16 protein-coding genes and 1 pseudogene are annotated in these 25,035 nt (G+C 75.7%); 4 read left to right on the forward strand and 13 right to left on the reverse strand.

Annotation, left to right across the window (positions count from 1 at the left end; all coding sequences use genetic code 11):
- Window positions 1-23: 23 nt before the first annotated feature.
- The 3 genes from ACF9IK_RS14440 to ACF9IK_RS14450 all read right to left on the reverse strand — a co-directional run bounded on the left by ACF9IK_RS14440 (window position 24) and on the right by ACF9IK_RS14450 (window position 4,996).
- Complete coding sequence (locus ACF9IK_RS14440; protein ID WP_395294612.1) at window positions 24-1,730, reverse strand: protein kinase domain-containing protein; 1,707 nt, start codon at window positions 1,728-1,730, stop codon at window positions 24-26.
- Complete coding sequence (locus ACF9IK_RS14445) at window positions 1,727-2,494, reverse strand: hypothetical protein (RefSeq protein WP_395294613.1); 768 nt, start codon at window positions 2,492-2,494, stop codon at window positions 1,727-1,729. The genes ACF9IK_RS14440 and ACF9IK_RS14445 overlap by 4 nt, the downstream gene beginning before the upstream one ends.
- A gap of 243 nt (window positions 2,495-2,737) precedes the next feature.
- Window positions 2,738-4,996 (reverse strand): N-6 DNA methylase, encoded by a 2,259-nt coding sequence (locus ACF9IK_RS14450; RefSeq protein ID WP_395294614.1) that lies wholly within the window; start codon window positions 4,994-4,996, stop codon window positions 2,738-2,740.
- Window positions 4,997-5,227: 231 nt separating this feature from the next.
- Between ACF9IK_RS14450 and ACF9IK_RS14455 the strand changes: the two genes are divergently transcribed.
- Complete coding sequence (locus ACF9IK_RS14455; RefSeq protein WP_395294615.1) at window positions 5,228-5,863, forward strand: DUF4352 domain-containing protein; 636 nt, start codon at window positions 5,228-5,230, stop codon at window positions 5,861-5,863.
- Window positions 5,864-6,041: 178 nt separating this feature from the next.
- On the opposite strand, the gene mfd is transcribed toward ACF9IK_RS14455, so the two are convergent.
- A complete protein-coding gene (gene mfd / locus ACF9IK_RS14460; protein WP_395294616.1) occupies window positions 6,042-9,674 on the reverse strand; it encodes a transcription-repair coupling factor in 3,633 nt (1,210 codons plus the stop codon).
- A 759-nt stretch (window positions 9,675-10,433) separates the two neighbouring features.
- On the opposite strand from mfd, the gene ACF9IK_RS14465 reads away from it, so the two are divergent.
- Window positions 10,434-11,747 (forward strand): nucleotide sugar dehydrogenase, encoded by a 1,314-nt coding sequence (locus tag ACF9IK_RS14465; RefSeq protein ID WP_395294617.1) that lies wholly within the window; start codon window positions 10,434-10,436, stop codon window positions 11,745-11,747.
- Between the two features lie 183 nt (window positions 11,748-11,930).
- Here the strand turns inward: ACF9IK_RS14465 and ACF9IK_RS14470 are convergent.
- The 8 genes and pseudogenes from ACF9IK_RS14470 to ACF9IK_RS14505 form a co-directional block, all read right to left on the reverse strand.
- Window positions 11,931-12,209, reverse strand: a pseudogene (locus tag ACF9IK_RS14470) (beta/gamma crystallin domain-containing protein); the annotation flags it as partial.
- A 94-nt stretch (window positions 12,210-12,303) separates the two neighbouring features.
- The gene (locus ACF9IK_RS14475; RefSeq protein WP_395294618.1) at window positions 12,304-13,605 is read right to left on the reverse strand and encodes a hypothetical protein; all 1,302 of its coding nucleotides are present in this window, start codon (window positions 13,603-13,605) and stop codon (window positions 12,304-12,306) included.
- 268 nt (window positions 13,606-13,873) lie between these two features.
- Window positions 13,874-16,582, reverse strand: a complete 2,709-nt coding sequence (locus tag ACF9IK_RS14480; RefSeq protein WP_395294619.1) for an SUKH-4 family immunity protein — start codon at window positions 16,580-16,582, stop codon at window positions 13,874-13,876.
- A 99-nt stretch (window positions 16,583-16,681) separates the two neighbouring features.
- Window positions 16,682-17,683, reverse strand: a complete 1,002-nt coding sequence (locus ACF9IK_RS14485; RefSeq protein WP_395294620.1) for an SMI1/KNR4 family protein — start codon at window positions 17,681-17,683, stop codon at window positions 16,682-16,684.
- A 124-nt stretch (window positions 17,684-17,807) separates the two neighbouring features.
- Window positions 17,808-18,917 carry a DegT/DnrJ/EryC1/StrS family aminotransferase gene (locus ACF9IK_RS14490; RefSeq protein WP_395294621.1) on the reverse strand — a complete coding sequence of 370 codons (1,110 nt, stop codon included), beginning with the start codon at window positions 18,915-18,917 and terminating at the stop codon, window positions 17,808-17,810.
- 12 nt (window positions 18,918-18,929) lie between these two features.
- Entirely contained in the window at window positions 18,930-20,087 is a 1,158-nt protein-coding gene (locus ACF9IK_RS14495) for a DegT/DnrJ/EryC1/StrS family aminotransferase (RefSeq protein ID WP_395294622.1), read from the reverse strand.
- A gap of 35 nt (window positions 20,088-20,122) precedes the next feature.
- On the reverse strand, window positions 20,123-21,103 hold the full coding sequence (locus ACF9IK_RS14500; protein WP_395294623.1) for an NAD-dependent epimerase/dehydratase family protein: 981 nt from the start codon (window positions 21,101-21,103) through the stop codon (window positions 20,123-20,125).
- Window positions 21,100-22,263 carry a Gfo/Idh/MocA family protein gene (locus ACF9IK_RS14505; protein ID WP_395294624.1) on the reverse strand — a complete coding sequence of 388 codons (1,164 nt, stop codon included), beginning with the start codon at window positions 22,261-22,263 and terminating at the stop codon, window positions 21,100-21,102. The genes ACF9IK_RS14500 and ACF9IK_RS14505 overlap by 4 nt, the downstream gene beginning before the upstream one ends.
- Before the next feature lie 382 nt (window positions 22,264-22,645).
- On the opposite strand from ACF9IK_RS14505, the gene ACF9IK_RS14510 reads away from it, so the two are divergent.
- Window positions 22,646-23,107 (forward strand): YwqJ-related putative deaminase, encoded by a 462-nt coding sequence (locus tag ACF9IK_RS14510; protein ID WP_395294625.1) that lies wholly within the window; start codon window positions 22,646-22,648, stop codon window positions 23,105-23,107.
- A gap of 74 nt (window positions 23,108-23,181) precedes the next feature.
- On the forward strand, window positions 23,182-23,727 hold the full coding sequence (locus tag ACF9IK_RS14515) for an SUKH-3 domain-containing protein (protein WP_395298575.1): 546 nt from the start codon (window positions 23,182-23,184) through the stop codon (window positions 23,725-23,727).
- Window positions 23,728-23,765: 38 nt separating this feature from the next.
- On the opposite strand, the gene ACF9IK_RS14520 is transcribed toward ACF9IK_RS14515, so the two are convergent.
- Entirely contained in the window at window positions 23,766-25,034 is a 1,269-nt protein-coding gene (locus tag ACF9IK_RS14520) for a sensor histidine kinase (RefSeq protein WP_395294626.1), read from the reverse strand.
- Window position 25,035: the final 1 nt, after the last annotated feature.

A 25,035-nucleotide genomic window follows, 5' to 3' on the forward strand; every position in this document is an offset into this window, starting at 1 on the left:
CGGGGCGGTGGCGCCGGGGGCGGTCAGCGGCCCGGCGGCCAGGGGGTGGCGCGGGGGTCCTGCGGCGGGGCCGTGTGGTTGGTCGCGCGGTGGGGCTGGAGGGTGTCGAGCGTCTGGCGGAGCCGGCGGACGGCCGGGTGGCGCGGGCCGTCGCGGCGCTCGCGGTCGAAGAGCAGCTGGAGCAGCCACTGCCAGGCGGCCTCGGTGCCGCCACCGGCCGCGAGGAGCAGGCCGATCCGCTCCCGCAGGTCGAAGGCCCGCTCCGGGTCGGCGTCCGACGCGGAGGAGAGCAGGGCCCGGTACTCGTCGAGCGCGTCCGAGCCGTGGCCGAGCTGTTCGAGGCAGAACGCGGCGCGGTACCGGGGCTCGCGGGCCTGCGGGCCGTCCGGACCGCCCTCGGCGGTGGCGACCAGCAGCCGGTACTCGGGCAGCGCCTGCCGGTAGCGGCGCTCCTGGAGCAGGACGCGGGCGTAGATGGTCCGGACGGTGCGCACCAGCGGGGCGCCGTCGCCGAGTGCGGCCTGGGCCCGGGGCAGCAGCCGGGCGGCGAGGTCCAGCACCTCGGTGTGCCGCTCGGCGGCGACCAGGTCGGAGAGCTGGGCGCAGGCGGCCGTCAGGTCGGCGGACGCGGGCGGGGCGTCGGGCGGGGGCGGGGTGCCGGCCGGGGCCGGGGCCGCCGCGGACGGCACCGCGGCCATCAGGAACGGCTGCGGCTCGGCCCGCCTCGGCGCGGGCGGCACCGGCGGTGGGTCGGCGGCCCCGACCGGCCGCGGCTGCGGCTGGTGGGGGTGGCGGTACGGGCGGGCGGGGTCGGGCAGCGGCCCGTAGCGGGGCTGAGGGGCCGACACGGCCGGCGGGAGGAACGGGAGCAGCCGGGCGTGGACCTGCTGGGCGTCGGCCGGGCGGCCGTCCGCCTGCTTCGCGAGCAGGTCGAGCACCAGTCGTTCGATCGGCTCCGGGACGTCGGCGCGGAGGTCGCGCAGCGGGACGGGCGCCTCGTCGACGTGGCGGCGGAGCACCCCGAGGGCGGTCGGTGCGCGGAACGGCTCCTCGCCCGCGATCATCGCGTGCAGCAGGCAGCCGAGCGCGTACAGGTCGCTGCGCGGGTCGGTCGCGGCGCCGAGCGCCTGCTCGGGAGCCATGTAGGACGGGCTGCCGACCGGCGCACCGGTGAGGGTGAGCCGGGTGGCCTCGGTGTCGAGCGCGGTGGCGATGCCGAGGTCGAGCAGGACGATCCGGCCGTCGTCGCGGACCATCACGTTGCTGGGCTTCAGATCGCGGTGGACCACCGGCACGGCGTGGACGGCCGCCAGCGCCGCGCAGAGCTGGGCGGCGACGGCGGCCGCGCGCTCGATCGGGAAGGGCGCGTCCTCGGCGATCAGGTCGGCGAGGCTGACGCCGGGGACGCGCTGCATGACCAGGTAGAGCTCGCCGGCGTCCTCGCCGGCGTCGAAGACGGTGACCAGGCCCGGGTGGTCCAGGGCGGCGGTGATCCGGCACTCGCGCAGGAACCGGCGGCGCAGCCGGTCGCCCTCGCGGTCGTGGTCGGTGCCGCCGCCGGTCCCGGAACCGTGCGGGCGGACGGGGAGCAGGTGGTCGGTGCGGAGCAGCTTGACGGCGACCGGGCGGTCCAGCCGTTCGTCGTAGCCGCCCCAGACCTGGCCCATGCCGCCGTGGCCGATCTTCTCGGCCAGCCGGTAGCGGCCGCCGATCACCCGGTCGACGCTCACGGGCGGCCCTCGCCGGCCTGACGGCGCAGCAGTTCGCCCAGCTCGCGCAGCTCGTCGCTGGTCTCGGACGACGCTCCGGAGGCCGGCGCGGGAGCGCCGCCCCGGGCGGTCGGGGGCGTGGCGTACGGCGCGACGGGGCCGTCGAACCGGGTGGCCGGCGGCGGCTGGTGCGGCGTCCCGGCGGGGCACGGGGAGCCGACGGGGTACGGGGTGCCCGTCGGGACGGGGGTACCGGGCGCGTGCGACGCACCGGCCGGGTACGGGGTGATCGCGGTCGCCGCGTACGGCGAGACGGGCGGCGGGGCGGGCGGGGGGTAGTAGGCGGCCGGGGCCGGCGCGGACCGGCCGGCGTCCCAGACCGCGCGCAGGTCCATCCCCACGAAGTGCAGCGGCGCGCCGAACCAGAGCAGCACCAGCGAAACGGTGCCCAGTTTGTCGAGCACGGTGCCGCCACCGTTCCCGCCGGCGATGCCGGCGCTGACCAGGAAGGCGAGGAACAGGCCGGTGAAGACCACCGCGCCGACGAAGTCGTACGCCCGCCGGCGGCGGATCGCCAGCAGCAGCGAGGGGACCATCCCGAGCAGGCCGAAGCTGAGCAGCGGGGCCAGGATGCACAGCGTCCGGCCGACCGCCCCGTACGGGCCGGGGCCCTGCCGGGGCACGGGCCCGGTCGGCGGGGCCGGGCAGGGCGGCCCGCCCGGTATGCCGCCGGCGGGCACGCCGCCGGGCGGTGGTCCGAACTGCCCGGGGTACTGCCCTGACATCTGCGCTCCTGAGCGGTGAGAACGGCGGCCGGCCGTACCACGGACGATCCCCGCACACCGTACCGCCCACGACCGACCGGCCGGAGGCCTTCCCGGACAGCGGACCGGGCGGGGGTTGCTGCGCGGGGCGCCGCGCAGGGAGCCGGGCGCGGCCGGGGATGTGACGCCGGGTCGGCGCCGCCGCCGCGCGGGCTCGGAGCCGGCCGGTGGCGGCGGGCCCGGCCGCCTCAGGACCGGCCGGGCTCAGGACTCGGCGGGTCCGGCCGGCGGGGGCAGGGTGCCCACGGCCAGGCCGTCGGTGAGGGCCTGGGTGAGCGTACGGGCGAGGGCGGCGGCCTGCTGCAGGGTGGCGTCGAAAGCCGCGATCCGGGCGAAGGCGGCGCCGAGGGCACGCTGTTCGGTGATCGGCAGGCGAGGCAGCTCGACCCGGCGGATGTCCAGGCGGACGGTGGTCGAGGCGTGGCTGGCAGCCCGTCGGGTGGAGGCGGTGGAGCGGAACTGACCGGCCAGGAACTCCGGGTCGAGCGCGGCCGGGTCCGGCCGCAGCAGGTGGAGCTGTCGGCCGAGCGCCGCGCCCACGAGCGGCCCGCCGGCCCGGACGACCCGGGCCACGCCCCCGCCGAGCGCGGGAACGAGGACGTCACCGGGCCGCGTCCGGAGCTCTCCCACCGGGCCGGTGGCGCCCGTGCCGCCCGCGGGACCGGCCTGGGCGAGGACGGCGCCGGGCGGATTGCCCGCGACGACGTCCTGGTCGGTCAGCACGGGGACACCCGGGCCGGGGGTACCCGCGCCCGAGGCTTCCTCGGCCGGGCGGGCGGGCACGCCGGCCCCGGAGGAGTACAGCTCCAGAACACCGCTGCGGACCAGCTCCCCCACCGTGACCACCGGCCCGGCCGCGCGGGCCGTGCCGGCACCCCCGGCCGGGGCGGGCAGGAGCGCGGACGGCTCCCCCAGCCCCTCCAACAGCTCGGCCAACCGGCCGCTCAGGTGGGAGAGTTCGGCCGTTCCACCGACCGGCGAGGCGGGCGGGACGTGGCGGGTCGGCGAGAGGTCGGTCTCGTCGTCGAGCAGGTCGATGGCGGCCATCACCCGGTGGACGCCCGGCCGGTCCGGCGGCAGCGGCAGGCCCTCGCGGGCGGCCAGGTCGAAGGCGCGCCAGGCGTCCAGGACGGTCCGGCGCAGCTCGGGCCAGCGGACCTTGTCCCGGCCGCCCTCCACCCCGTCGGAGGCGGCCGCGAACGTGGCCGAGGACGCGTCGAGCAGCAGGACCTGGCGGAAGTCGTCCCCCGGGCGGGGTGCGCGCAGCACCCACAGGTGGAGCGGCACCCCGTACGGCGGGGCGGCCCCGGCGGGAAGGGCGACGACGGCGCGCAGCGCACCGGAGCGCAGCAGCTCGGCGCGGACCCGTCGGCCGGCCCGGCGGGTGGCGACGGTGGGCGGCAGCAGCAGCGCGGCGAGTCCGCCGGGGCTGGTGTGGGCGAGGCAGTGCAGCACCCAGGCGAGCTCGGACTCGCCGCGCGGCGGGACGAGGCCGCCCGGCCAGCGGGCGTCGAACTGCAACTCGTCGTAGCCCCAGTCCCGTTCGTTGTACGGGGGCTGGCAGAGCACGGCCTCGAAGGTGTCACCGGGGTAGCCGTCGGCACGCAGGGCGTCACCGGCCCGTAGCTCGACCGGGAGCGGCCCGGGAGCGCCGGCGGGGGTGTGCAGGGCGAGCCGCAGGAGGGCGAGCACACCGGTGACGCGGTCGGCGTCCTGGCCGTATCGGCCGGTGCCGGACGGGAGGGCGAGCAGCAGGGGGCCCAGGCCGGTGGCGGGGTCCAACACGGTGGCGGGGACGCCGGCGACGGCGGCGAGCAGTTCGGCGGCCTCGGGCGGGGTGGGGCTGAGCTGCCGGGAGTTGGCCTCGGCGTACCGGGTGAGCAGTTGCTCGTACGCACCGGCGGCGGCGGGGGCGGGGGCAGCGGGGGCGGGGGCAGCGGGGGCGGGGGCAGCGGGGGCGGGGGCAGCGGGGGCGGGGGCGGCCAGTCGGACGAGAAGCCGGGCAAGGTCCAGCTGAGTGCTGCCGAGCAGGCCCGGGAGGCGGAGGGCGGCGGCGCCGTCCCGGCCGAGCGCCGCGGCGGCGACCTCGGCGACGGCGCGGGGCAGCGCGGTGGCCAGCCGGGTGTCGGGCTCGGCGGCGAGGGCGGCCCAGCGCTCGGGATCGCGGTGCAGCAGCAGGAGGACGGCACCGGCCTCGGTCAGCGGCGCGGCCGGGTGGCCGTCGGGGTCGCGGAGGGTCTCCAGCAGCTGCCAGACGCGCTCCAGCAGCGGGAGTTCGGCGAGCTTGCCCTGCGCACGGAGCCAGTCGGCCACGTCGTCCAGCGCGAAGGTCGGGCTGGCGTCGGTGCCGCCGACCGGGCGGGGGAAGTCGGCGTGCCGACGGCGCCAGTTGCTCACGGCGGCCCGCCCGACCCCGGCCAGCCGGGCGATCTCGACGGCGGTCACCTCAGGACGGTCCGGCATGGAGGGGCTCCTTCGGCAACGCGCGGACGGGCCGGGGCGGGGAGGGCGAAGCAGGACAGGACGACACAGGTGTGACCACACAGCATAGCCAGCACCATCCCGCCAGCGTTCACACGTGAACAGGGGCATTTCTTGATTCTTCGTTGACATCGTTCACAGCGAATGGTGTGATCTACCTGTCGCCGACGCGATCGAGCGCCGCCGCCCAGGACCGAGAACCGGGAGAGACCGATGTCCGCCGCCACCACCCCGCGCCGCACCCGCCGCACCGCCGCCCTGCTGCTGGGCGCCGCGCTGGTCGCGCTCACCGCGACCGCCTGCAACTCCACCGGTGGTTCCACCGTCGCCACCGAGCCCAAGCAGACCGCCGCTGCGACCTCCGCCGCCGACGCGGCCACCGGCGGTGCCGCCGAGCCCGCCGGCACCAAGTCCGCCGACGCACCCAAGGCCGCGGCCAAGGTGGGCGACACCATCGCGCTCAAGGGGATGGAGAAGGGCAACACCGCCGACGTCACCGCGGTGAAGCTGGTCGACCCGGCCGAGAGCGCGAACGAGTTCCTCCAGCCCGCCGACGGCAAGCGGTACGTCGCGGTGCAGTTCCAGATCAAGGCCACCGGCACGCAGGCCTACGGCGAGTCCCCGCTGAGCAGCGCCAAGGTGGTCGACGCCCAGGGCCAGTCGTACGGTCCGACGTTCGCGGAGACCAAGGCCGGACCGGACTTCCAGACCCCCACCAACATCGCCTCCGGCGAGACCGGCAAGGGCTTCGTGACGTTCGAGGTGCCGACCGACGCCAAGATCGACAAGATCCAGTTCGCCCTGGACAACGGCTTCGCCGACCAGGTCGGCCAGTGGAAGATCGGCTGACGCCCCTGTTCACACCCGACCGGGACCGGGCCTCCGTCAGGCCGGCTCCCCCGCCCCCCGCCCGGTGGGGCGGCCCGCACTGCACCCCGCCGGCACGGAGCGGCGGTCCCGGGCACCGTCGCCCGGGACCGCCGCTCGCCTCCCGCCTCCACCGAGGCGGACCTCCGCCTTCCCGCCGCTACCTCTTCGCCCCCGCCAGGTCGTCGAACATCGCGGACAGGAACTCCCGGCACCAGGCCAGCAGCTCACGCCCCACCAGCGGCTTGCCCCCGATCCGCCCGGTGGCCGGCCTCGGCACCAGCAGCTGCCGGGTGGCCGCCTTCACCTGGCTGCGCGGGTAGAGCCGGTTCAGCCGCAGCTGCTGCGACTCCCGCAGCTCCACCGGGCCGAACCGGATGCTGGTGCCCTGCAGGGTGATGTCCGCGATCCCGCAACGGCGGGCGTACAGCCGCAGCGCCGCCACCAGCAGCAGGTTCTCCACCGGCTCGGGCAGCTTGCCGTAACGGTCGACCAGCTCGTCCCGGACGTGCTTGATGTCCTCCTCCGAGTTGACCGCCGCGATCGAGCGGTAGGCCTGGAGGCGCAGCCGCTCGCCGGGGGCGTAGTCGTGCGGCACGTGGGCGTCCACCGGCAGCTCGATCTTCACCTCCAGCGGTTCCTCCTCCGGCTCGCCGCCGCCGCTCGCCAGCGACTCCCGGAACTCGGCCACCGCCTCGCCGACCATCCGCATGTAGAGGTCGAAGCCGACGCCCGCAATGTGCCCGGACTGCTCGCCGCCGAGCAGGTTTCCGGCGCCGCGGATCTCCAGGTCCTTCATCGCCACGTACATACCGGCGCCCATCTCGGTGTGCTGGGCGATGGTGGCGAGGCGCTCGTGGGCGGTCTCGGTCAGCGGCTTCTCCGGCGGGTAGAGCATGTAGGCGTAGCCGCGCTCGCGGCCGCGGCCCACCCGGCCGCGCAGCTGGTGCAGCTGGGAGAGGCCGAAGGTGTCGCCGCGCTCCACGATCAGGGTGTTGGCGTTGGAGATGTCGATGCCCGACTCCACGATCGTGGTCGACACCAGGACGTCGAACTCCTTCTCCCAGAAGTCGACGACCACCTTCTCCAGCTGGGTCTCCCCCATCTGCCCGTGCGCGGTGGCGATCCGCGCCTCGGGGACGAGGTCCTTCAGCCGGGCCGCCGCCTTGTCGATCGACTCGACGCGGTTGTGGATGTAGAACACCTGTCCCTCACGCAGGAGTTCACGCCGGATCGCGGCCGAGATCTGCTTCTCGTCGTACGGGCCGACGAAGGTCAGCACCGGGTGCCGCTCCTCCGGCGGGGTGGTGATCGTGGACATCTCGCGGATGCCGGTGACCGCCATCTCCAGGGTGCGCGGGATCGGCGTCGCCGACATCGTCAGCACGTCGACGTTGGCACGCAGCTTCTTCAGCTGCTCCTTGTGCTCGACGCCGAAGCGCTGCTCCTCGTCGACGATGACCAGGCCGAGGTCCTTGAACCGGGTCTCGGAGGAGAACAACCGGTGGGTGCCGATCACGACGTCCACCGAGCCCTCGAACAGCCCCTCCAGCACGGCCTTCGCCTCGGAGTCGGTCTGGAAGCGGGACAGCGCCTTCACCGTGACCGGGAAGTTGGCGTACCGCTCGGCGAAGGTCGAGAAGTGCTGCTGCACCAGCAGCGTGGTCGGCACCAGCACCGCCACCTGCTTGCCGTCCTGCACCGCCTTGAAGGCGGCCCGGACGGCGATCTCGGTCTTGCCGTAGCCGACGTCGCCGCAGATCAGGCGGTCCATCGGGACGGACTTCTCCATGTCCGACTTGACCTCGGCGATGGTGGTCAGCTGGTCCGGCGTCTCCGCGTACGGGAAGGCGTCCTCCAGCTCGCGCTGCCACGGGGTGTCCGGACCGAAGGTGTGGCCGGGCGCCGCCATCCGGGCCGAGTACAGCTTGATCAGGTCGGCGGCGATCTCCTTGACCGCCTTCTTGGCGCGCTGCTTGGTCTTCGCCCAGTCCGCGCCGCCCAGCCGGTGCAGCGTCGGGGCCTCGCCGCCGACGTACTTGGTGACCTGGTCGAGCTGGTCGGTCGGCACGAAGAGCCGGTCGCCGGGGTGGCCGCGCTTGGCCGGTGCGTACTCCAGCACCAGGTACTCGCGGGTGGCGCCCTGCACCGTGCGCTGCACCATCTCGACGTAGCGGCCGACGCCGTGCGCCTCGTGGACGACGTAGTCGCCGGCCACCAGGGCCAGCGGGTCGATCGCGTTGCGGCGGCGGGACGGCATCCGGCGCATGTCCTTGGTGGAGGACTTCTGGCCGGAGAGGTCGGTCTCGGTGACGACGGTCAGCTTCAGGGCCTCGTCGACGAAGCCGTGCTCGATCGAACCGCAGGAGACGTAGACGACGTCCCGGGTGGGCGCCTCGGCGAGGTCGGCCACCAGCCGTGCCGGGATGCCCTCGTTGCCGAGCACCTCGGCCAGCCGACTGGCCGGGCCGTGGCCCTCCGTCACCATGACGACCCGCCAGTCGGCGGCCAGCCGCTCCTTGGCGTCGGCGATCGCCCGCGCGGTGTCGCCGCGGTAGGCCTCGACGGCGCGCATGCCCAGGGTCAGCGTGTTGGCGTCGAACTCCAGCACCTCGCTGACGCTGGACTCGCTGGTCGCGAACGGGCTGACCGACCACCAGGGCAGGCCGATCTCGGCCGCGTGCTCGCGGACGTCCGCCAGCGACCAGAGCGAGGCGGCGGAGACGTCGATCGCCTCCAGGTCGATGGGGCGGTCGCCACCGGCCGCGGCCGCCACCCAGGATGCGTGCAGGAACTCCTGGCTGGTCGCCACCAGATCGGCCGCCCGGGTACGGACCCGCTCCGGGTCGCAGACGACGGCGACCGAGCCGAGCGGCAGCACGTCCAGCAGCAGTTCCATGTCGTCCACCAGCACCGGGGCCAGCGACTCCATGCCCTCGACCGCGATGCCCTCGGCGATCTTGTCCAGGATCTCGGCGAGCCCGGGGTGCTCGGCGGCCAGCTCGGCGGCCCGGGCCCGTACCTCGTCGGTCAGCAGCAGCTCGCGGCAGGGCGGCGCCCAGAGGCCGTGCTCGGCGATCTCCAGCGACCGCTGGTCGGCCACCTTGAAGTAGCGGATCTCCTCGACGTCGTCGCCCCAGAACTCCACCCGCAGCGGGTGCTCCTCGGTCGGCGGGAAGACGTCCAGGATACCGCCGCGCACCGCGAACTCGCCGCGCTTCTCGACCAGTTCGACCCGGGCGTAGGCGGCCGCGGCGAGTCGGCGGGCCACCTCCCCCAGGTCGTGCGACTCACCCCGCCGCACCGCGACCGGCTCCAGCTCGGCCAGTCCCTTCACCTGCGGCTGGAGCACCGAGCGAACCGGCGCCACGACCACCTGCACCGGTCCGGCGGCAAGGTCGTCCGCCCTCGGGTGGACGATCCGGCGCAGCACGGCCAGCCGGCGGCCGACCGTGTCCGAGCGCGGCGAGAGCCGCTCGTGCGGCAGGGTCTCCCAGGCCGGGAACTCGGCCACGGCGTCGGGCGGCAGCAGCGAGCGGAGCGAGGCGGCGAGGTCCTCGGCCTCCCGGCCGGTCGCGGTGACGGCCAGGACCGGCCGGCCGCGCTCGCCCGCCGTCTGCCCGGCCAGCGCGCGGGCCAGTGCGGCGATGGCGAACGGCCTGGCGGCGGGCGGGCCGACCAGGTCGAGGTGGTGGCGGCCGCCCGCCGCCGACCCGGTGGCGGTCGCGGCCTCGATCGCCTCGGCGAGCGCCGCGTCCCGCGCGACGACATCGAGCAGTCCGGTCAGGCTCATCTGGAGTCTCTTCTTCGTCCCGTGGCTGGTGCTGCCCCCGACGCGGGAAGGCCCGCCGGGGCAACGCGAACGGCCCGGCGCGCCCAGCGGCCGGGGGTCTCCAGCCTACGCCGCGGCGCCGACACGTACGCGACACGCGGCCCGGCACGGCCGCGGCGACGGTACGGCCGAGGAGACGGCAGGGGCGCGGCGACGGTGGGGCGCGGACCCGGCGGACGGCCCTGTGCGGAGAAGCGCCGGAGAACCAGGGGTCCCTGGCATGTCCGCGCGAGGTCTGGTCGCGGACGAATCACCGGCCCGGGGACCGGGGCTCCGTCTCCGCGATCCGCCACGAACTGGACATACTCCTGTCACTGCCCGTCCATGGAGATCGCGCACCATGGTGAACGTGCCCGCCGCACCCAACCGTGGGGGATGGCTGCGGTGGCACGGTCGCACACCCGATGGGGGTCGGGGGTGCGAGGCCGGGCGGCCCTGGGTGGGGGCGCCCGCCCAAGCGCCGGGAACCGTGGCGCCCTTCCTGGAGGGCGCCACGGGTCTCGGCCTCCTTCGTCTTCCCGCCCCTCCCGCCTCTCCGGCACCGCTCGCACCACCCCGCCCCGGACCGCAGGCGCCCACCCCCTAGACCCCGCGTTCCACACCGTGCCGTTTTGCGCATACCGGCACACGGCCCGCCACCGCTCCCTACCCTGTTGTGAAGACCGTGTGGGAACGCCCCGGTGGGGCCAGGGGGTGTCGCGATGGAGGGGGTTCTTCGTCATGCGCGTTGTCATCGCAGGTCAGGGCTACGTGGGGCTGCCACTGGCGGTCCGGGCGGCCGAGGTGGGGCACCAGGTGATCGGCTACGACGTGGACGAGCGCCGGATCAAACGGCTGGCGATCGGCGAGTCGTACGTCGAGGACATCCCCGCCGAGCGGCTGCGGCCGCTGCTGGAGAACGGGACCTACCTGCCGTCGGCCGAGCCGGCCGACGTGGCGGGCTTCGACATCGCGGTGGTCACCGTGCCGACCCCGCTGCGCGACGGCGTGCCCGACCTGTCCTTCATCGAGTCCTCGGCCCGGCTGCTCGCCCAGCACCTGCGGCCGGGAGCGACCGTCGTCCTGGAGTCGACCACCTATCCGGGCACCACCGAGGAACTGCTCGCACCGCTGCTGGAGGAGGGGTCGGGGCTGACCGCAGGCCGCGACTTCCACCTCGGCTACAGCCCGGAGCGGATCGACCCCGGCAATCCGACCTGGCGGCTGGAGAACACCCCGAAGGTGGTGTCCGGGGTCGACCCGGCGGCGCTGGCCGCGGTCGAGGGCTTCTACGGGCAGCTGGTGGAGCGGACCGTGCCGGTCTCCTCCTGCAAGGAGGCCGAGCTGACCAAGCTGCTGGAGAACACCTTCCGGCACGTCAACATCGCGCTGGTCAACGAGCTGGCGATGTTCGCGCACGACCTCGGCATCGACGTCTGGGAGGCGATCGACGCCGCCTCCACCAAGCCGTTCGGCTACCTGCGCTTCACCCCTGGGCCCGGCGTCGGCGGGCACTGCCTGCCGATCGACCCGTCCTACCTCTCCTGGCGGGTGGAACGGGCCCTCGGGCAGTCGTTCCGCTTCGTCGAGCTGGCCAACGACGTGAACAGCCACATGCCCGATTACGTGGTGCGCCGGCTCGGCGAGGCGCTGAACGAGCGCCGGCGCTCGGTGAAGGGCTCCCGGGTGCTGCTGCTCGGGCTCGCGTACAAGAAGAACACCGGCGACGCCCGCGAGACGCCGGCCGCCCGGGTCGCCGAGCTGCTGACCAGGATGGGCGCCGAGGTCCGGGCCGCCGACCCGCACGTGGTGGTCGGCGTGCACGTGCCCGAGCCGGTGATCCCCGGCCAGCGGGCCGCCGAGCAGGACCCGCACGGCGATCCGTTCGCCGCCGTCCGCCGGGTCGAGGCGACGCCGGAGGAACTGGCCGCCGCGGACGCGGTGGTGCTGCTCGCCGACCACGACGACTTCGACTACGAGGCCGTGACCACGCACGCCCGGTACGTGCTGGACTGCCGTCGCCGGCTCTCGGGCGCTGCCGTCGAGGTGCTCTGACCACGGGAAGGGCGTGGTGCCGGGCGTTCGCACCCGCCCGGCACCACGCCCGTCCCGCCCCGCTACCAGCGGTACGGGCCGATGTCGCACATCATCACCTGGTGGCCATGGTTGCCTTGGAGTCGTACCGCTCCCAGCTGAAGACGGTCCGGGAGCCCGTCCCGCCCCGGGGTGGGTGATGACCTCGTTGTTGCCCGCGTCGATCCGGTCGACGTCGTAGATGCGCACCGTCGTCCAGCCGTCGTTCCCGAAGCAGGCCGGCCGCTGTAGCCGTAGTTGTCCAGCGGCCCCGACCGAACGGTTCCGCGTCGTTCCGGAGACCACCCCGGCGAGCCGGCCACGGCCCGCGCCGACGCGGACTGCACCGCCCGCGTCAACCTCGCCGGGATCTGGTTCGCCGTCCTGGCCGGCGACCAGCGGCGGCAGCAGATCGAGCGCAACGCACGGGCCCTGACCGCCCACCAGGAGGCGGTCAGGGCCCGGGGAGCCGAGCTGGCGCAACTGCTCGCGAGCGAGGGTTCCCAGGGCGGCTCCGGCCCGGGAGCCCGGCGGGCCGTCAGCGCCGTTTGTAGCTCACCGTGTTCGGGGTGGCGTAGTCGCTGCCGTCGTCGACGATCACGATCTTCGGGATGATCCGGGTCTCCTCCTCCGTCCGCTTCCCGCCGTCCGCGGGCGCGTCCGGGACGGGCACGGCGCTCGGCGGCGCGGACGGACGGGGCGGCGCCGCGGAGCCCGCGGGGGCCACCGGGCCCGGTGTGACCGGCCCCGGCGTGACCGCCGCGGGGGCGACCCGGCCGGGGGCGACCGCCGCCAGCACCGTGGTGGCCGCGTCGCCACCGGGGGCGGTGTCCTTGCGCAGGTCGGCGACCGCGATCTCACCGGTGTCCGCCTCGGAGTCCACCGCCGGCGCGTCCTCGGCCGGCTCCGCGGCCGCGGGCTCTGCGGCCCCGGCCGCCTCGACGACCTGGGCGGGCTCGATCGCGCCCACCGCCGCGCCGGTGAGCGAGGCCAGGGTGCCCTTGATGTGGTCCAGGTGCTGCTGCACCGTCTCCTGCCGGGCGGCGAAGTCGCGCTGCTCGCGCTCGCTCGCCGTGTTGATCCGCTCCGCCTCGCGCCGGGCCTGCTCGATCAGCTCGTCCGCCCGGGCCTGCGCCTCGGCGTCCGACTGCTTGATCCGGCCGAGCACGGCCTCGCGGTGCTGCTCGGCCTCCTTCACCCGGCGCTCGGCGGTCGCCGAGACGGCGGAGTCCTCGCCGTCGGCCTTGGCCTCGGCGGCGGCGAAGGACTCGTCGGCAGCCCGGCGCAGCTCGGCGAGCTTCGCCTCGGCCCGCTCGGAGGCCTCGGCCGCGGCGACCCGCACCTTGGCGGCGTGCGCGGTGGCGGAGTCCCGGACGGTGCGGCACTCCCGGTCGGCGTCGGCCCGGATCGTCTCGGCCTCGGCCCTGGTCCGCTCGTCGGTGCGACGGGCGGCCTGGTCGGCTTCGGACCGGGTGGTGGCGGCGTACTCCTTGGCGGCGCGGGCGAGGTCCTGGCCGGCGTCGTAGACCTCGTCGCGGAGGTCCTCGGCGAACCGCTCGGCCGCCTCCCGGACGGCCCGGGCTTCGTTCTCGGCCATCCGGGCCAGACCTGCGGCCTGGTCGCTGAGCACGTGGTAGTCCGGATCCGGAGCATCGGCGGCGGCCTGCCGGATCTCGGCGAGGCGGCGCTCCATCTCCCGGATCCCGGCACCCAGCACGCTCAGCCGCTCCCACGCCTCGTCGCGCTGGGCGGTGAGAGCCACCAGGGCTCGGTCGACCTGCTCGGGCGCGTAACCGCGCCGGGCAGCGGTGAAGCCGTACTGGGGGACGGCGTCGCTCATGGGCTCTCTTCCCCTCGGGTCGCGGGCTGCGGAGCCCATGATCGGACGGAACGGACGGATCCGGAACCGGATGCCGGAACCAGGTCCGGATTCGCACGTCACACGGATCGGAACATGTCGAGGAGTGGGTGAATACACCCATCCTCTTGACCTATTTTGCGCAGATCAGGGCGAAACCCCAACGAGGCAGAGCCGCCCCGGCATGCCGAAGGGGTCGTCCCGGCCACCGGAACGACCCCTTCCACCTGCACGGATCCACGACGGTCCGCTAGAGCAGGCCGTCCCAGAACTGCTCCAGGAGAACGGCCCACCAGGTGTCCGCGGACTGCAGGGCCGCCGGGTCGATCGCGGCGAGCTGGGCCTGGAAGTCGGTCGTCCAGCGACCGGCCTGGTCAGGCGTCAGCCCGTACCGCAGCCGCCACATCCGGCCCAGCAGGGCCAGGGCGCGGACGAACTCCGGTACACCGCTGTTGACGAAACGGGGGGGCTCGCCGGTTCCCTCCAGGTCCACCGCGACCACGTGCGCCGTGCCGTACTGCACGCAGAGCTGGCGGCCGTAGTCGTTGCCGAGCACCAGGTAGCCGCCGAAGTCCGGGCCGCCGGTCAGACCGCGCTCGGCGGCCAGCTCCGCGAGCGTCGGGATCGGGCGTCCCTCCTGGGCCTGCGCCCAGAAGAAGGGGCCGAAGTCGCGCGGCAGGCCGGCCCACATCAGGGTCTGCGCCACGGGCTCGGGGACGCCCTGGCGGGCGACCGCCCGCTGCTCGAAGCGGAACACGTTCTGGCCGAACGCCTGGCCGAGCTCCTGGGCCAGCTGCTGCGGCGCGATCGGCGGCAGCGGCGGGACGGTGCCCGGCGGCGGCAGCGGCACCCGGAACGGCCGGACCCGCTGGGGGCCGGAGGCCAGCTGGTGCAGCTCGTCCAGGTGGTCGAGCAGCTGGGCCATGCCGGCCTGCCGGGAGTGGTGGTCGCGACCGTAGTCGGCGGTGTGGGTGAGCCGGACGTTCGGCCAGGAGGCCGCGATCATGCGGTTGCAGTAGCCGCCCGGCAGGTCGCAGGACTCCAGCTCGGTGTAGAGCTCCAGCACCTGCTCCGGCGGGACGTTCAGCCGGCGCAGGTCCTGCAGGATCTTCCACTCCGGGTGCGGGGTGCCGGGCTCGCTGCGGTGCAGCAGCTTCTGCTCGGAACCGTCCGGACCACGGTAGCTGAGCGCCGCGAAGTAGCCCGGGCCGACCGCGGGCACGCCGGGCGGCACCGGGGCGCCCGGCGGCGGCCCGGGGACGGCGGCGGGCGGGACGGCCGGGGCCGCAGCCGCGGCGGGCGGGACGGCCGAGGCCGCACCGGGGTAGCCGTAGCCGGCCGAGGACGTGCCGGGGCCGGCCGGACCGGGCGGCGGCGGGACGGCCGGACCGCCGGACGGCGGGGTGCCGGGGTCGACGGGCGCGCCCGGGGCGCCGCCGAGCAGCGCCGGGTCGATCGCGCTCGCCAGCTGGGTGCGCTCGTACGCCACGCCGGCGCCGGGCGCGCCGGACTCGGCGGCCGCCGGCGGGGCACCGGCACCGCGCAGGCCCGCCGGCGGCGGGGGCGGCGGCGCGCTGTCGGCGCTGCGGCCGCCGGAGCCGGCCGCGGGGCCGCCGGAGCCCGGGGCCTGCCGAAGCTCGCCCGGCGGGGGCGGCGGCGGGGCCGAGGCGGGGTTGCGGCCGAGCGAGACCGGAGAGCCGGCCGGGCCGGACGAACCGCCCCGGAGGGCGGCCGGCGGGGGCGGCGGCGGGGCGGAGGCGGGGTTGCGGCCGCGGGCGCCCTGCGGCGCGTCGGCGCCCGGGGCGCCCGGGGCGCCCGCCGGGACCCCACCGGGCGGCGTGCCGGGACCGGGCGCGCCGGGCAGGCCGGCCAGACCGGGCAGGCCGTCCGGCGGCGCCAGCATCGTCGGGGCGTGGTCGAGCGCCGCACCGCCCGGCGGCGGGGTCACGGGCGCGCCGGGGGCGGGCACGCCGTGCGGCGGCGTCCCGGGAACCGGCGGACCGGGCGTACCGGGACCGGGCGCGCCCGGCAGGCCGGCCAGACCGGGCAGACCGTCCGGCGGCGCCAGCAGCGTCGGCGCGGGTGCGGCCGCGGCGGGCAGGGCCGGCGGCATGCCGGGGACCGGCGTGCCCGGCACGGACGCGCCGGGGCCGGGGACCTCGGGCAGGCCGGTCAGGCTCGGCAGCAGCTCGGTCGCCGCCTCGGAGCCGGGGCCCGGCGCTCCGGGCAGGCCGGCGCCGTTGGTCCGCAGGCCCTCGGGCATCAGTACGGTCGCCGCCTCCGCTCCGCCGGGCGCCGGCAGGGCGACCGGGGGCTCCGGGGCGGCGGGCGGCGCCGACGGCTGCGGGCCGACCGGCTCGTCGTGGGCGGGCGGCGGGGCCAGCATGGTCGGCGCGTCACCGGCCGGCCGCTCGGAGACCGGCGGCGTGGTCAGCACCGCGGGCGCCGGGACGGCGGGCGGGGCCTGGACCGGGGCAGGGGCAGGGGCAGGGGCCGGGGCCGGGGCCGGGGCGGCCGGTTCCGCGGCGGCGGCAGCGGCCGGAGCCGGCGCCCCCAGGCGCTCGGCCTCGGCGGCGATCGCCGCCTCGCCCGCCTCCTGGAGCCACTGCGGCGGGCTGAGCAGGAAGGACGTCGCCTCGACCGGTCCGGGCGCGGGCCGCGCCGCCCCGGCCGGGTTGGCCGCGACCGGGCGGCCGTAGACCTCCTCGAACTGCCGGACGACCTCGTTGACCGGCAGCGCGGGCCAGAGCGTGCTGGCGCCGGAGTCCCGGGCGATCACCAGCCGGGCCTCGCCGGCCGAGCCGTCGTCGCCGCCCGGGTCGCCGTCGGCGGGCCGGACCGCCCAGCAGACGAAGCCCAGGTCGAACTCCCGGACCCGTACCTCGCGCTGCTGCGAACGCGGCACACCGCCGTTGATCCACTCGTCGGCGAGCTCCTGCGCCTGCGCGTACGTCACCACGCCCGGTTCACCCCTGTCCCCTTCATCCCCGCTTGTTCCACCATCACCGCAAGCACCGCCGGCGGCCCGGCCGGTGCGACCGCACCCGAGGGAGCCACGTCAGCCCACCGGCACGGCGCGGGCGAACCCGCCGTCCACCATCAGCTCCGCCACCGTCTCCAGCTCCGGCGGACTGCCGGCCAGCCGGAGCAGGAACGCGTCGAAGTCCTCGCCGCAGGGCAGCAGCAGCCGGGCGACGCGGTCCTCGGGCGCCTCGGGCGCACCGCTGTCGCGGGCGTCGTCGTACAGGCAGAACCAGACCGAGCCGGCCCGCTCGCCGCGCACCTTGAGCGCCACGATGCCGCCCTGGGCGTAGGCGATGCCGAGGTAGTCCTTGGTGAGGTGGTCACGCAGGCACTTGTTGGCGTAGACGACGTCCTCGGTCCCGTACTCCTCGCTGAGGGTCAGGAACGGCTGGTCGAGCAGCATGCCGAGCTCGGGGTCGAGCGCGACGCCGACCGGGGCGCGGCCGCCGCCCAGCTTGAGGAAGGTCCGGTAGGCGCCGGGCAGCCGGTAGCCGAGGCGCTCCTCGGCCCGCTGCACGAGGTCCTCCGGAACGCCGACCGGGTCGCCGCCGTCCTTGGCGAGCGAGAAGTGCACGGGCCGGTGCTCCTGGAGCGGGCGGGTGCCGCGGCGACCGTGGTCGGCGGAGGAGGTGGCCAGGCCGCCGTGGTGCCGCAGCAGGGCCTTGACCTCGACGGGGACGAGTTCCATCCGGCGCCAGCCGGGCGCGGCCCGGCCGACCGCGTGGTGCCAGGTCCAGCCGGGCGGGGTGGCGACGGCGGTCTCCAGGTCGGCCCAGAGCGGGTGGCCCTGGGTGAACTGCGCGGCGTTGGCCGAGACGTAGTCGGTCAGCCGCAGCTCGTCGACGCCGAAGCCCGCCGGCGGGTCGGCGACCTCGGCCGCGGCCGCCGTGTAGGGGCCGAAGTCCGGGTAGCCGTACTCGTCCACCCGGACCCCGGCGGGGTGCCGCTCCGCACGGACCGGATCCGGGAAGTGCACCACCTGACCTGCGTACGCCGCGTTCGGTGCGGCGGCGACGCCGGGCCGACCTGTCGTCATCTGGGAGCCCCCACTGGCTGCTGCAAATTCTCCGTGCCTGCTGGCTACCAGCGTAGGGGGTCGGTCCCGGACCCGGACCCCCGCCCGGGGGACCGGGACCGCAGCGGGGGTCGTCAGGCACGCCCTAGGCGAGCGCCTTGGCCAGGGCTTCGGCGACGCGCTCCTGCTGGGCCGCGGTGATCTGCGGGAAGAGCGGCAGGGTGAGCAGCTCCCGGGCCGACCGCTCGGCGACCGGGAACGCGCCCTCGCCGTGCCCGAGGTGACGGAACGCCGGTTGCAGGTGGACCGGCACGGGGTAGTGGATGCCGGCGCCGATGCCGGCCCCCCGGAGCGCGGTCAGGACGGCGTCGCGGTCCCGACCGGGCCGGATCCGCACCGTGTACAGATGCCAGACGTGCTCGTTGCCGGGCGCGGTCCGCGGCAGGGTGACGCCGTCGAACCCGGCCAGCAGCCGGTGGTAGCGCTCGGCGGCGGCACGGCGGGCCTCGTTCCAGGCGGGCAGCCGACGCAGCTTGGCCCGCAGCACCACGGCCTGGAGCGCGTCCAGCCGGGAGTTGAAGCCGAACCGCTCGTGTACGTACTTGCGCTCCGAGCCGTGGTCGCCGATCAGCCGGGCCGCCGCGGCCAGCCCGTCGTCGTCGGTGGTGACGGCGCCCGCGTCGCCGTACGCACCGAGGTTCTTGCCGGGGTAGAAGCTGGTCGCGGCGATCCGGCCGTGGAGGGACCGGCCGTGCTGGCGGGCGCCCTGGGACTGTGCGGCGTCCTCGACCACGGGCCGGCCGCCGGCCAGCTCCAGCAGCGGCGCCATCGGGGCGAGCTGACCGTTGAGGTGGACCGGGAGCAGCGCCGCGGCCTGCGGCAGGACGTCCGCCACCCGGGCCGGGTCGATCAGCAGGTGGTCGGCGTCGACGTCGACGAGGACCGGGCGCAGTCCGGCCCGGACCACGGCCTCGGCGGTGGCGACGAAGGTGTTGGCGGGCAGCACCACCCCGCCGCCGGGCGGTAGGTCCAGGGTGCGCAGAGCCAGTTCGAGGGCGTCGGTCCCGTTGGCGGCGCCGACGCAGTGACGGGTGCCGGAGAAGGCGGCGTACTCCTCCTCGAAGCCGTCCGCCTCCGGGCCCCGGATGAAGCCGCCGGTGGCGAGCACCCGGTCGAAGCCGGCCCGGACCTCGGCCTCCACCTCGGCGTGCGCGGCCCTGAGGTCGACGAGCGGGACGGTCGTGTCGGTGGTCATCCCCGGTTCCCTTCAGCTGCGGCGGAGGGCGTCGAGCAGGGCGCCGGCCACGCGGTCCTGCTGCTCCTCGGTGAGGGCGTGGTAGAGCGGCAGGATCACCGAGCGGTGGGTGAGCAGTTCGGTGACGGGCAGCGGCACCCGGGCGGTGCCCTGGTACGGGGCCTCCAGGTGGGCGGCCATGATGCCGCGCCGGGCGGAGACGCCGGCTCCGGCCAGCGCGGCGAGCACCGCCCCGCGGTCGGGGGCGTCGTCCGGCAGCAGCAGCCAGCAGGACTGGTAGTTGGTGGTGCCGTGCTCCGGGTCGGCGACCAGGCGGGCGCCGGCGCCGGCGAGCAGCTCGCGGTAGCGCGCGGCGAGCTCCCGCCGCCGGGCGACCATGGCCGGCAGCTTGCCCAGCTGCACCAGGCCGACCGCGGCCTGGATGTCGGTCATCCGGTGGTTGAAGCCGATCTCGTCGTACGTCTCCGGCACGCCCGCCCCGCCGGCGCCGGCGTGCCGGTCGGCGGCCGAGACGCTCATCCCGTGCTCGCGCAGCCGCCGCAGCCGGGCGGCGAGTTCGCCGTCCCGGCAGGTGACCATCCCGCCCTCGCCGGTGGTGAGCACCTTGCGCGGGTGGAAGGAGTAGGCGGCGATCGTCGCCGTGGCGCCCACCGGCCGGCCCCGGTACACCGAGCCGGCGCCGCACGCGGCGTCCTCGACCACGGTGGCGCCGCGCGGCTCGACCAGCGCCCGGATGCCGTCCAGGTCGACCGGAACGCCGCCCTGGTCGACGGCGACGACGGCCTTCGTCCGCGCGGTGAGCAGCGGTTCGACGGTGGTGGCGGTGAGGTTGCCGGTGGCCGGGTCGACGTCGGCGAAGACCGGGACGGCGCCGACGTAGGTGACGGCGTTGGCGGTGGCCACGAAGGAGAGGGAGGGCACCACCACCTCGTCGCCCGGCCCGACGCCGGCACCGATCAGCGCCAGGTGCAGGGCGGCGGTGCACGAGGAGACGGCGACGGCGTGCGGCACCCCGAGGTGCTCGGCGAAGGCCCGCTCGAACGCGGCCACCCGGGGACCCTGGGCCACCCAGCCGGAGCGGACGGCCTCGGCGGCGGCCTCGGCCTCCTCCTCGCCGAGCCAGGGCAGCATGACGGGGATCGCGGGCGCCGCGGGCACGGTGCTGGACACGGCTCTGCTCCGAACTGCCGGACGGGAAGGGGGGTTCACTGCTCGCGCCACCAGGCGACCAGCCGGCGCAGGCCCTCGTCGAGGCCCAGCTCGGGCTTCCAGCCGAGGTCGCGCTCGGCGGCGGAGATGTCCGCCACCCGGCGGACCACGCCGCCGGCGGTGCCCCGGGCCGGACCGTGCTCGACGTCCAGGTCGGGGCGGTCCATCGCGCCGAGCAGCGCGTCGGCCAGACCGCGCAGCGAGACCTCGGTGGAGCTGGCGATGTTGTAGACCCGGTCGGTGACGGGCGCGGCGGCGGCGAGCAGGTTGGCCCGGGCGATGTCCTCGGTGTAGACGAAGTCCATGGTCTGCGCGCCGTCGCCGAAGATCAGCGGCGGCTCCCCGGCGGCGATCCGCTCCATCCAGCGGATGAACACCTCGGTGTACTTGCCGTGCACGTCCATCCGGGGCCCGTACACGTTGAAGTACCGCAGCGCGACGTAGTCCAGCCCGGACATCGCGTGGAAGCTGCGCAGCAGGCCCTCGTTGAAGGCCTTGGCGGCCCCGTAGAGGGTGTCGTTGTTGTAGGGGTGCTGGGTCTCGGGCGTCGGGAAGACGTCGGCGAGGCCGTAGACGGAGGCGCTGGAGGAGGCGACCACCTTGCGGACACCGGTCTCCGCGGCGGCCTCGACCACGTCGAAGGTGCCGTCGACCAGGACCTCCAGGGCCAGCCGGGGCTCGGTGGCGCACTGGGTGATCCGGATCGCAGCGAGGTGGAAGAGCAGGTCGGTGCCGGGCTCCAGCAGCTCGCGCAGGAGCGCGCGGTCGCGGATGTCGCCGTCGACCACGCGCAGCCGGCCGGGCCCTGCGGCGGCCTCGGCGCGGGCCAGGTTGGCCCGCCGCCCGCGGACGAAGTTGTCGAGGACGATCACCTCGCGGGCGCCCGCGCCGAGCAACTGGTCGACCACGGTGGAGCCGATGGTGCCGGCCCCGCCGGTGACCAGGCAGCGGGAGCCCTCGATCCGTACAGCGTTCACCGCGTCGCGGCCCTTTCCTGAGCTTCGGACAGTTCGTCGACCGGAGCGGTGCCCACCGGGACGGTGGCACCGCCGAGTTCGAGGCTGAGCGAGGCGGCCTCCAGCAGTTGCAGCACCCGCAGCCCGGCCCGGCCGTCGGTGAGCGGGGCCCGGCCCTCGGTGATCGCGGCGGCGAACTCGGCCATCACGTTGCGCAGCGCCTCCTGCTCCACGAGGGCGGGCGCCACCATCTCGCCGACGCGGTAGGAGATCAGCGCCTGGTGGCGGATGGCGTCGGTGAGCTCGTCGGGCGGGGTGAGGTCCACCCCGCGGTCGTGCACCGCCAGCCGGGCCTGCGGGTTGAGGTCGTCCCAGACCAGCGTGCGCCGCGAGCCGCCGATCAGCGTGGTGCGGACCTTGGTCGGGGAGAGCCAGTTGACGTGGCAGTGCGCCAGCGCGCCGTTGTTCAGCCGGACCGTCAGGTACGCCACACAGGCCCGCCCGGCGCCGATCGGGTCGGCGCCCTGGGCGGAGACCCCGACCGGCTCGACACCCGGCGGCAGCACGAAGTCGAGGATCGACAGGTCGTGCGGGGCGAGGTCCCAGAGCACGTCGACGTCGGGCTGGACCAGCCCGAGGTTGATCCGGACCGAGTCGAAGAACTGGACGTCGCCGATCTCCCCGCCGTGCACCAGCTCGCGGATCCGGCGCACCACCGGTGTGTAGCAGAAGGTGTGGTCGCACATCAGCACCAGCCCGCGCGCCCCGGCGAGCGCCACCAGGTCGGCGGCCTGCTCGGCCGAGGTGGTGATCGGCTTCTCCACCAGGACGTGCTTGCCCGCCTCCAGGGCCGCGCGGACCAGCCGGTAGTGCGCCGCCGCGGGCGTGGCCACGACCACCGCGCCGACCCGCTCGTCGGCCAGCACCTGCTCGAAGGAGGTGGTGGACCGCACGGTGCTGTACTCCCCCAGTACCCGGCGGGCCCTGCTCTCGTCCAGGTCGCAGAGCCAGTGCAGGCGCAGCGCCGGCGTCAGTTGCGCGTTGCGGACCAGGTTCGGGCCCCAGTAGCCGGCCCCGACCACGGCGATCCCGACCGGGTGCGCGGGCGTGGGCTGGGGCGGCGCTCCCGGCGTCGGCACGTGCTCGCCGGGCGCTTCGTTGGCGGTTTCCGTCTCCGTCATCGCAAGACCCCCCTTGCTCGTCGTCGACCCGGCCTCCGGGGGCACCCCGAACGGCGCCGACCCCCTCACCCCGGCAGCCTCAACGGCTGTCGAAGACAAGGCAGTTGTCATGCCACTCCGGAAACCCCCGACCGGTCGGACACCCCTCGCACCGCTGTTGGAACGCTACCGGCCGCCACCACCGGCCGGGGGCGGATTCGGGAAACCCGGGGACGAGTCGTGACGATGGCGTGTGGATCCGGCCAACACCCCGTGCCCGCACCGCCGATCGGTGACCGCCGCACCCCGGTTGTGCGAATGTCGGTGACATTTGACAGGCTTGTCCCGGACTGACCCCCGTCAGCCGCGGCACCCGCACAGAGACACCGGAGGAGGACGACGCATGACCACCGAAGACCAGCCCGGCACTCCCCTGCTGCGCCACCACCGCGACAGCCTGCTGCCCGCCGTCGCCGCCGCCCTGTCGCTGAAGCACGGCGAGGTGCACACCCTGGCCGGCGACAAGTCCGCCCGCCGGCCCGTGCTGCACCCGCTGGTCGGGGAGTTCCTGGACGCGCTGCCGCTGGAGCACCGCGAACGCTTCACCGGCCGCTGCCCGGAGGCCGTGCTGCTCTCCCAGTACCTGGCCACGGTCGACGGCAGACGCTCGAAGCGTGCCTCCCGCAAGCCGATGAGCCTGAACGACGCCCGCAAGGCGCTCAAGGGCTCCCGGTTGACCACCATTCGGATCCGCGAGGAGCACGACCCGGCGCACGGCACCCATGCCCCGCCCTGCCGCTCGTGCATACCGATGCTGGAGCACTTCACCGTGCAGAGCGTCGTGGTCGGTCCGACCGGGCGCTGACCGCGCGGCCCGACCAGCCGGCGCCGACCGCGCGCCCCCGTACGCCCCCTGTTCCCGAACCACCGGAGCCCGCCCTGAATCCGCCCAGCCCTCCCCCGCCGCCTCCGACCACGCTCGGCGGCTCGGCCGTCCGCACCCGCCCGCGCTTCCCCGCCGACGTCGCCGCCGAGCTCAAGGCGGCCGGCTGGCACCCCGGCCGGTGGGAGATCCGGCAGGCCGAGGAGTGGGCCGACACCCTGGCGGGCCACGGCAGCCCCACCGGTGTGGCGCACTCGGTGTTCCCGGCGGCGGTGGAGGCCTGGGCCGAGTTCGGCGGGCTCGCCTTCGACCTCACCGGTCCGGGGCGCCAGCTGGCCCGCACCCCGTTCCTGATCGACCCGCTCTGCGGGCTGCACCAGCCGCGCACCCTGGCCGACCTCGGCCGCGCCCTGGACACCCGGCTCGCCCCGCTCGGCGAGGAGGCGTACGGGCAGGCGCTGCTCGCCATCGACGAGGAGGGCCGGGTCCACAGCCTGGACCACACCGGCGAGTGGTTCCTCGGCCACGGCATCGACCAGGCGATCACCGCACTCGTGCTCGGCACCGCCCCCGAGCGGCTGCGCACCGCCGACGAGGTCTGACGGCCGTCCCGACCGGCGGGGCCGGGGAGCGCCCGGGCTCAGACCAGCCGGTCGGCGCGGACCGCCAGCCGGGACGGCAGCACGGCCTCGACCCGGAACCCGCCGTCCCGCTCCGGCCCGGCCGAGAAGGTGCCGCCCAGTGCGACCACCCGCTCCCGCATCCCGACCAGCCCGTTGCCCCCGCTGGGCAGCGCCGCCGCACTCCGCTCGCCGCCCGGGCAGGCGTTCACCACGCTCACCCGCACACCGTTGGGCGCGTAGGCCAGCAGGACGGAGACCACCGCACCGCCGGCGTGCTTGTGCGCGTTGGTCAGACCCTCCTGCACCACCCGGTACGCGGTCTGCTCGGCCTCGGTGGTGAACTCCTGACGGCTGCCGCTGACGGTGAGGGTCACCGCCATCCCCGCCGCCCGGGACTGGTCCACCAGTCGGGGCAGTCCGGCCAGCGAGTCCGGCTCCGGCGTCGTCTCGTCCGACATCCGCAGCACGCCGAGGATCTCGCGCAGCTCGTTCAGCGCCTGCCGGCCGACCTCGCCCATCAGCTTGGCGCTCTGCGCCGCCTTCTCCGGGTCCTTGACGACGATCCGCTCCAGCGCCCCCGCGTGCACCACCATCAGCGACACCCGGTGCGCCACCACGTCGTGCATCTCCCGGGCGATCCGGGTCCGCTCCTCCAGCCGGGCCCGGCGGGCGCGCTCACGGGCCTGCTCGGCCAGCAGGTCCAGCTCGGTCTCCAGACCGTGCGCGCGGTCCTTGAGCGACTCGATCAGCCTGCGCCGCGCACCCATGTAGAGGCCGGTCACCACCGGCGGCACGGTCAGGCCGACGGCCACCAGCACCGCGAGCAGGATCTGGCCCCACAGCGGCGGCTGCTCCACCGGCGCCTCGCCCGGCGCCAGCATCGTCACCATCATCACGCCGACCGCCTCGGCGAAGGCCAGCGCCGAGAGCGCCACCACCCGGCGCCGCCGGGACGGCCACTCCCAGGTCTCCGCCAGCGTGTAGAGCGAGACCACCAGCAGCACCACCCCGAGCATCCCGGGCATCGCCACCAGCGCGACCAGCACCGGCACGGCGGGCCAGCGCCGGCGCAGCACCAGGCTGGCGCCCGCGATCGCGCCGATCACCGCGACCCCGGCGATCGCGAGCGGGGGGAGGTCGACCCGGGGCGCCAGGAAGGCCACCCCGCTCGCCGCGCACTCCAGCGCCGCCAGCGCGGCCAGGCCGATGTCCAGAAGAGCGCTGCGCCGACGCTCCCACCACCAGAACGAAAGACCCCGCACGCGCTCCCCAGGCGACTTGCTCATA

This window comes from Kitasatospora hibisci, assembly GCF_043950205.1.
Classification (GTDB): Bacteria; Actinomycetota; Actinomycetes; order Streptomycetales; family Streptomycetaceae; genus Kitasatospora; species Kitasatospora hibisci.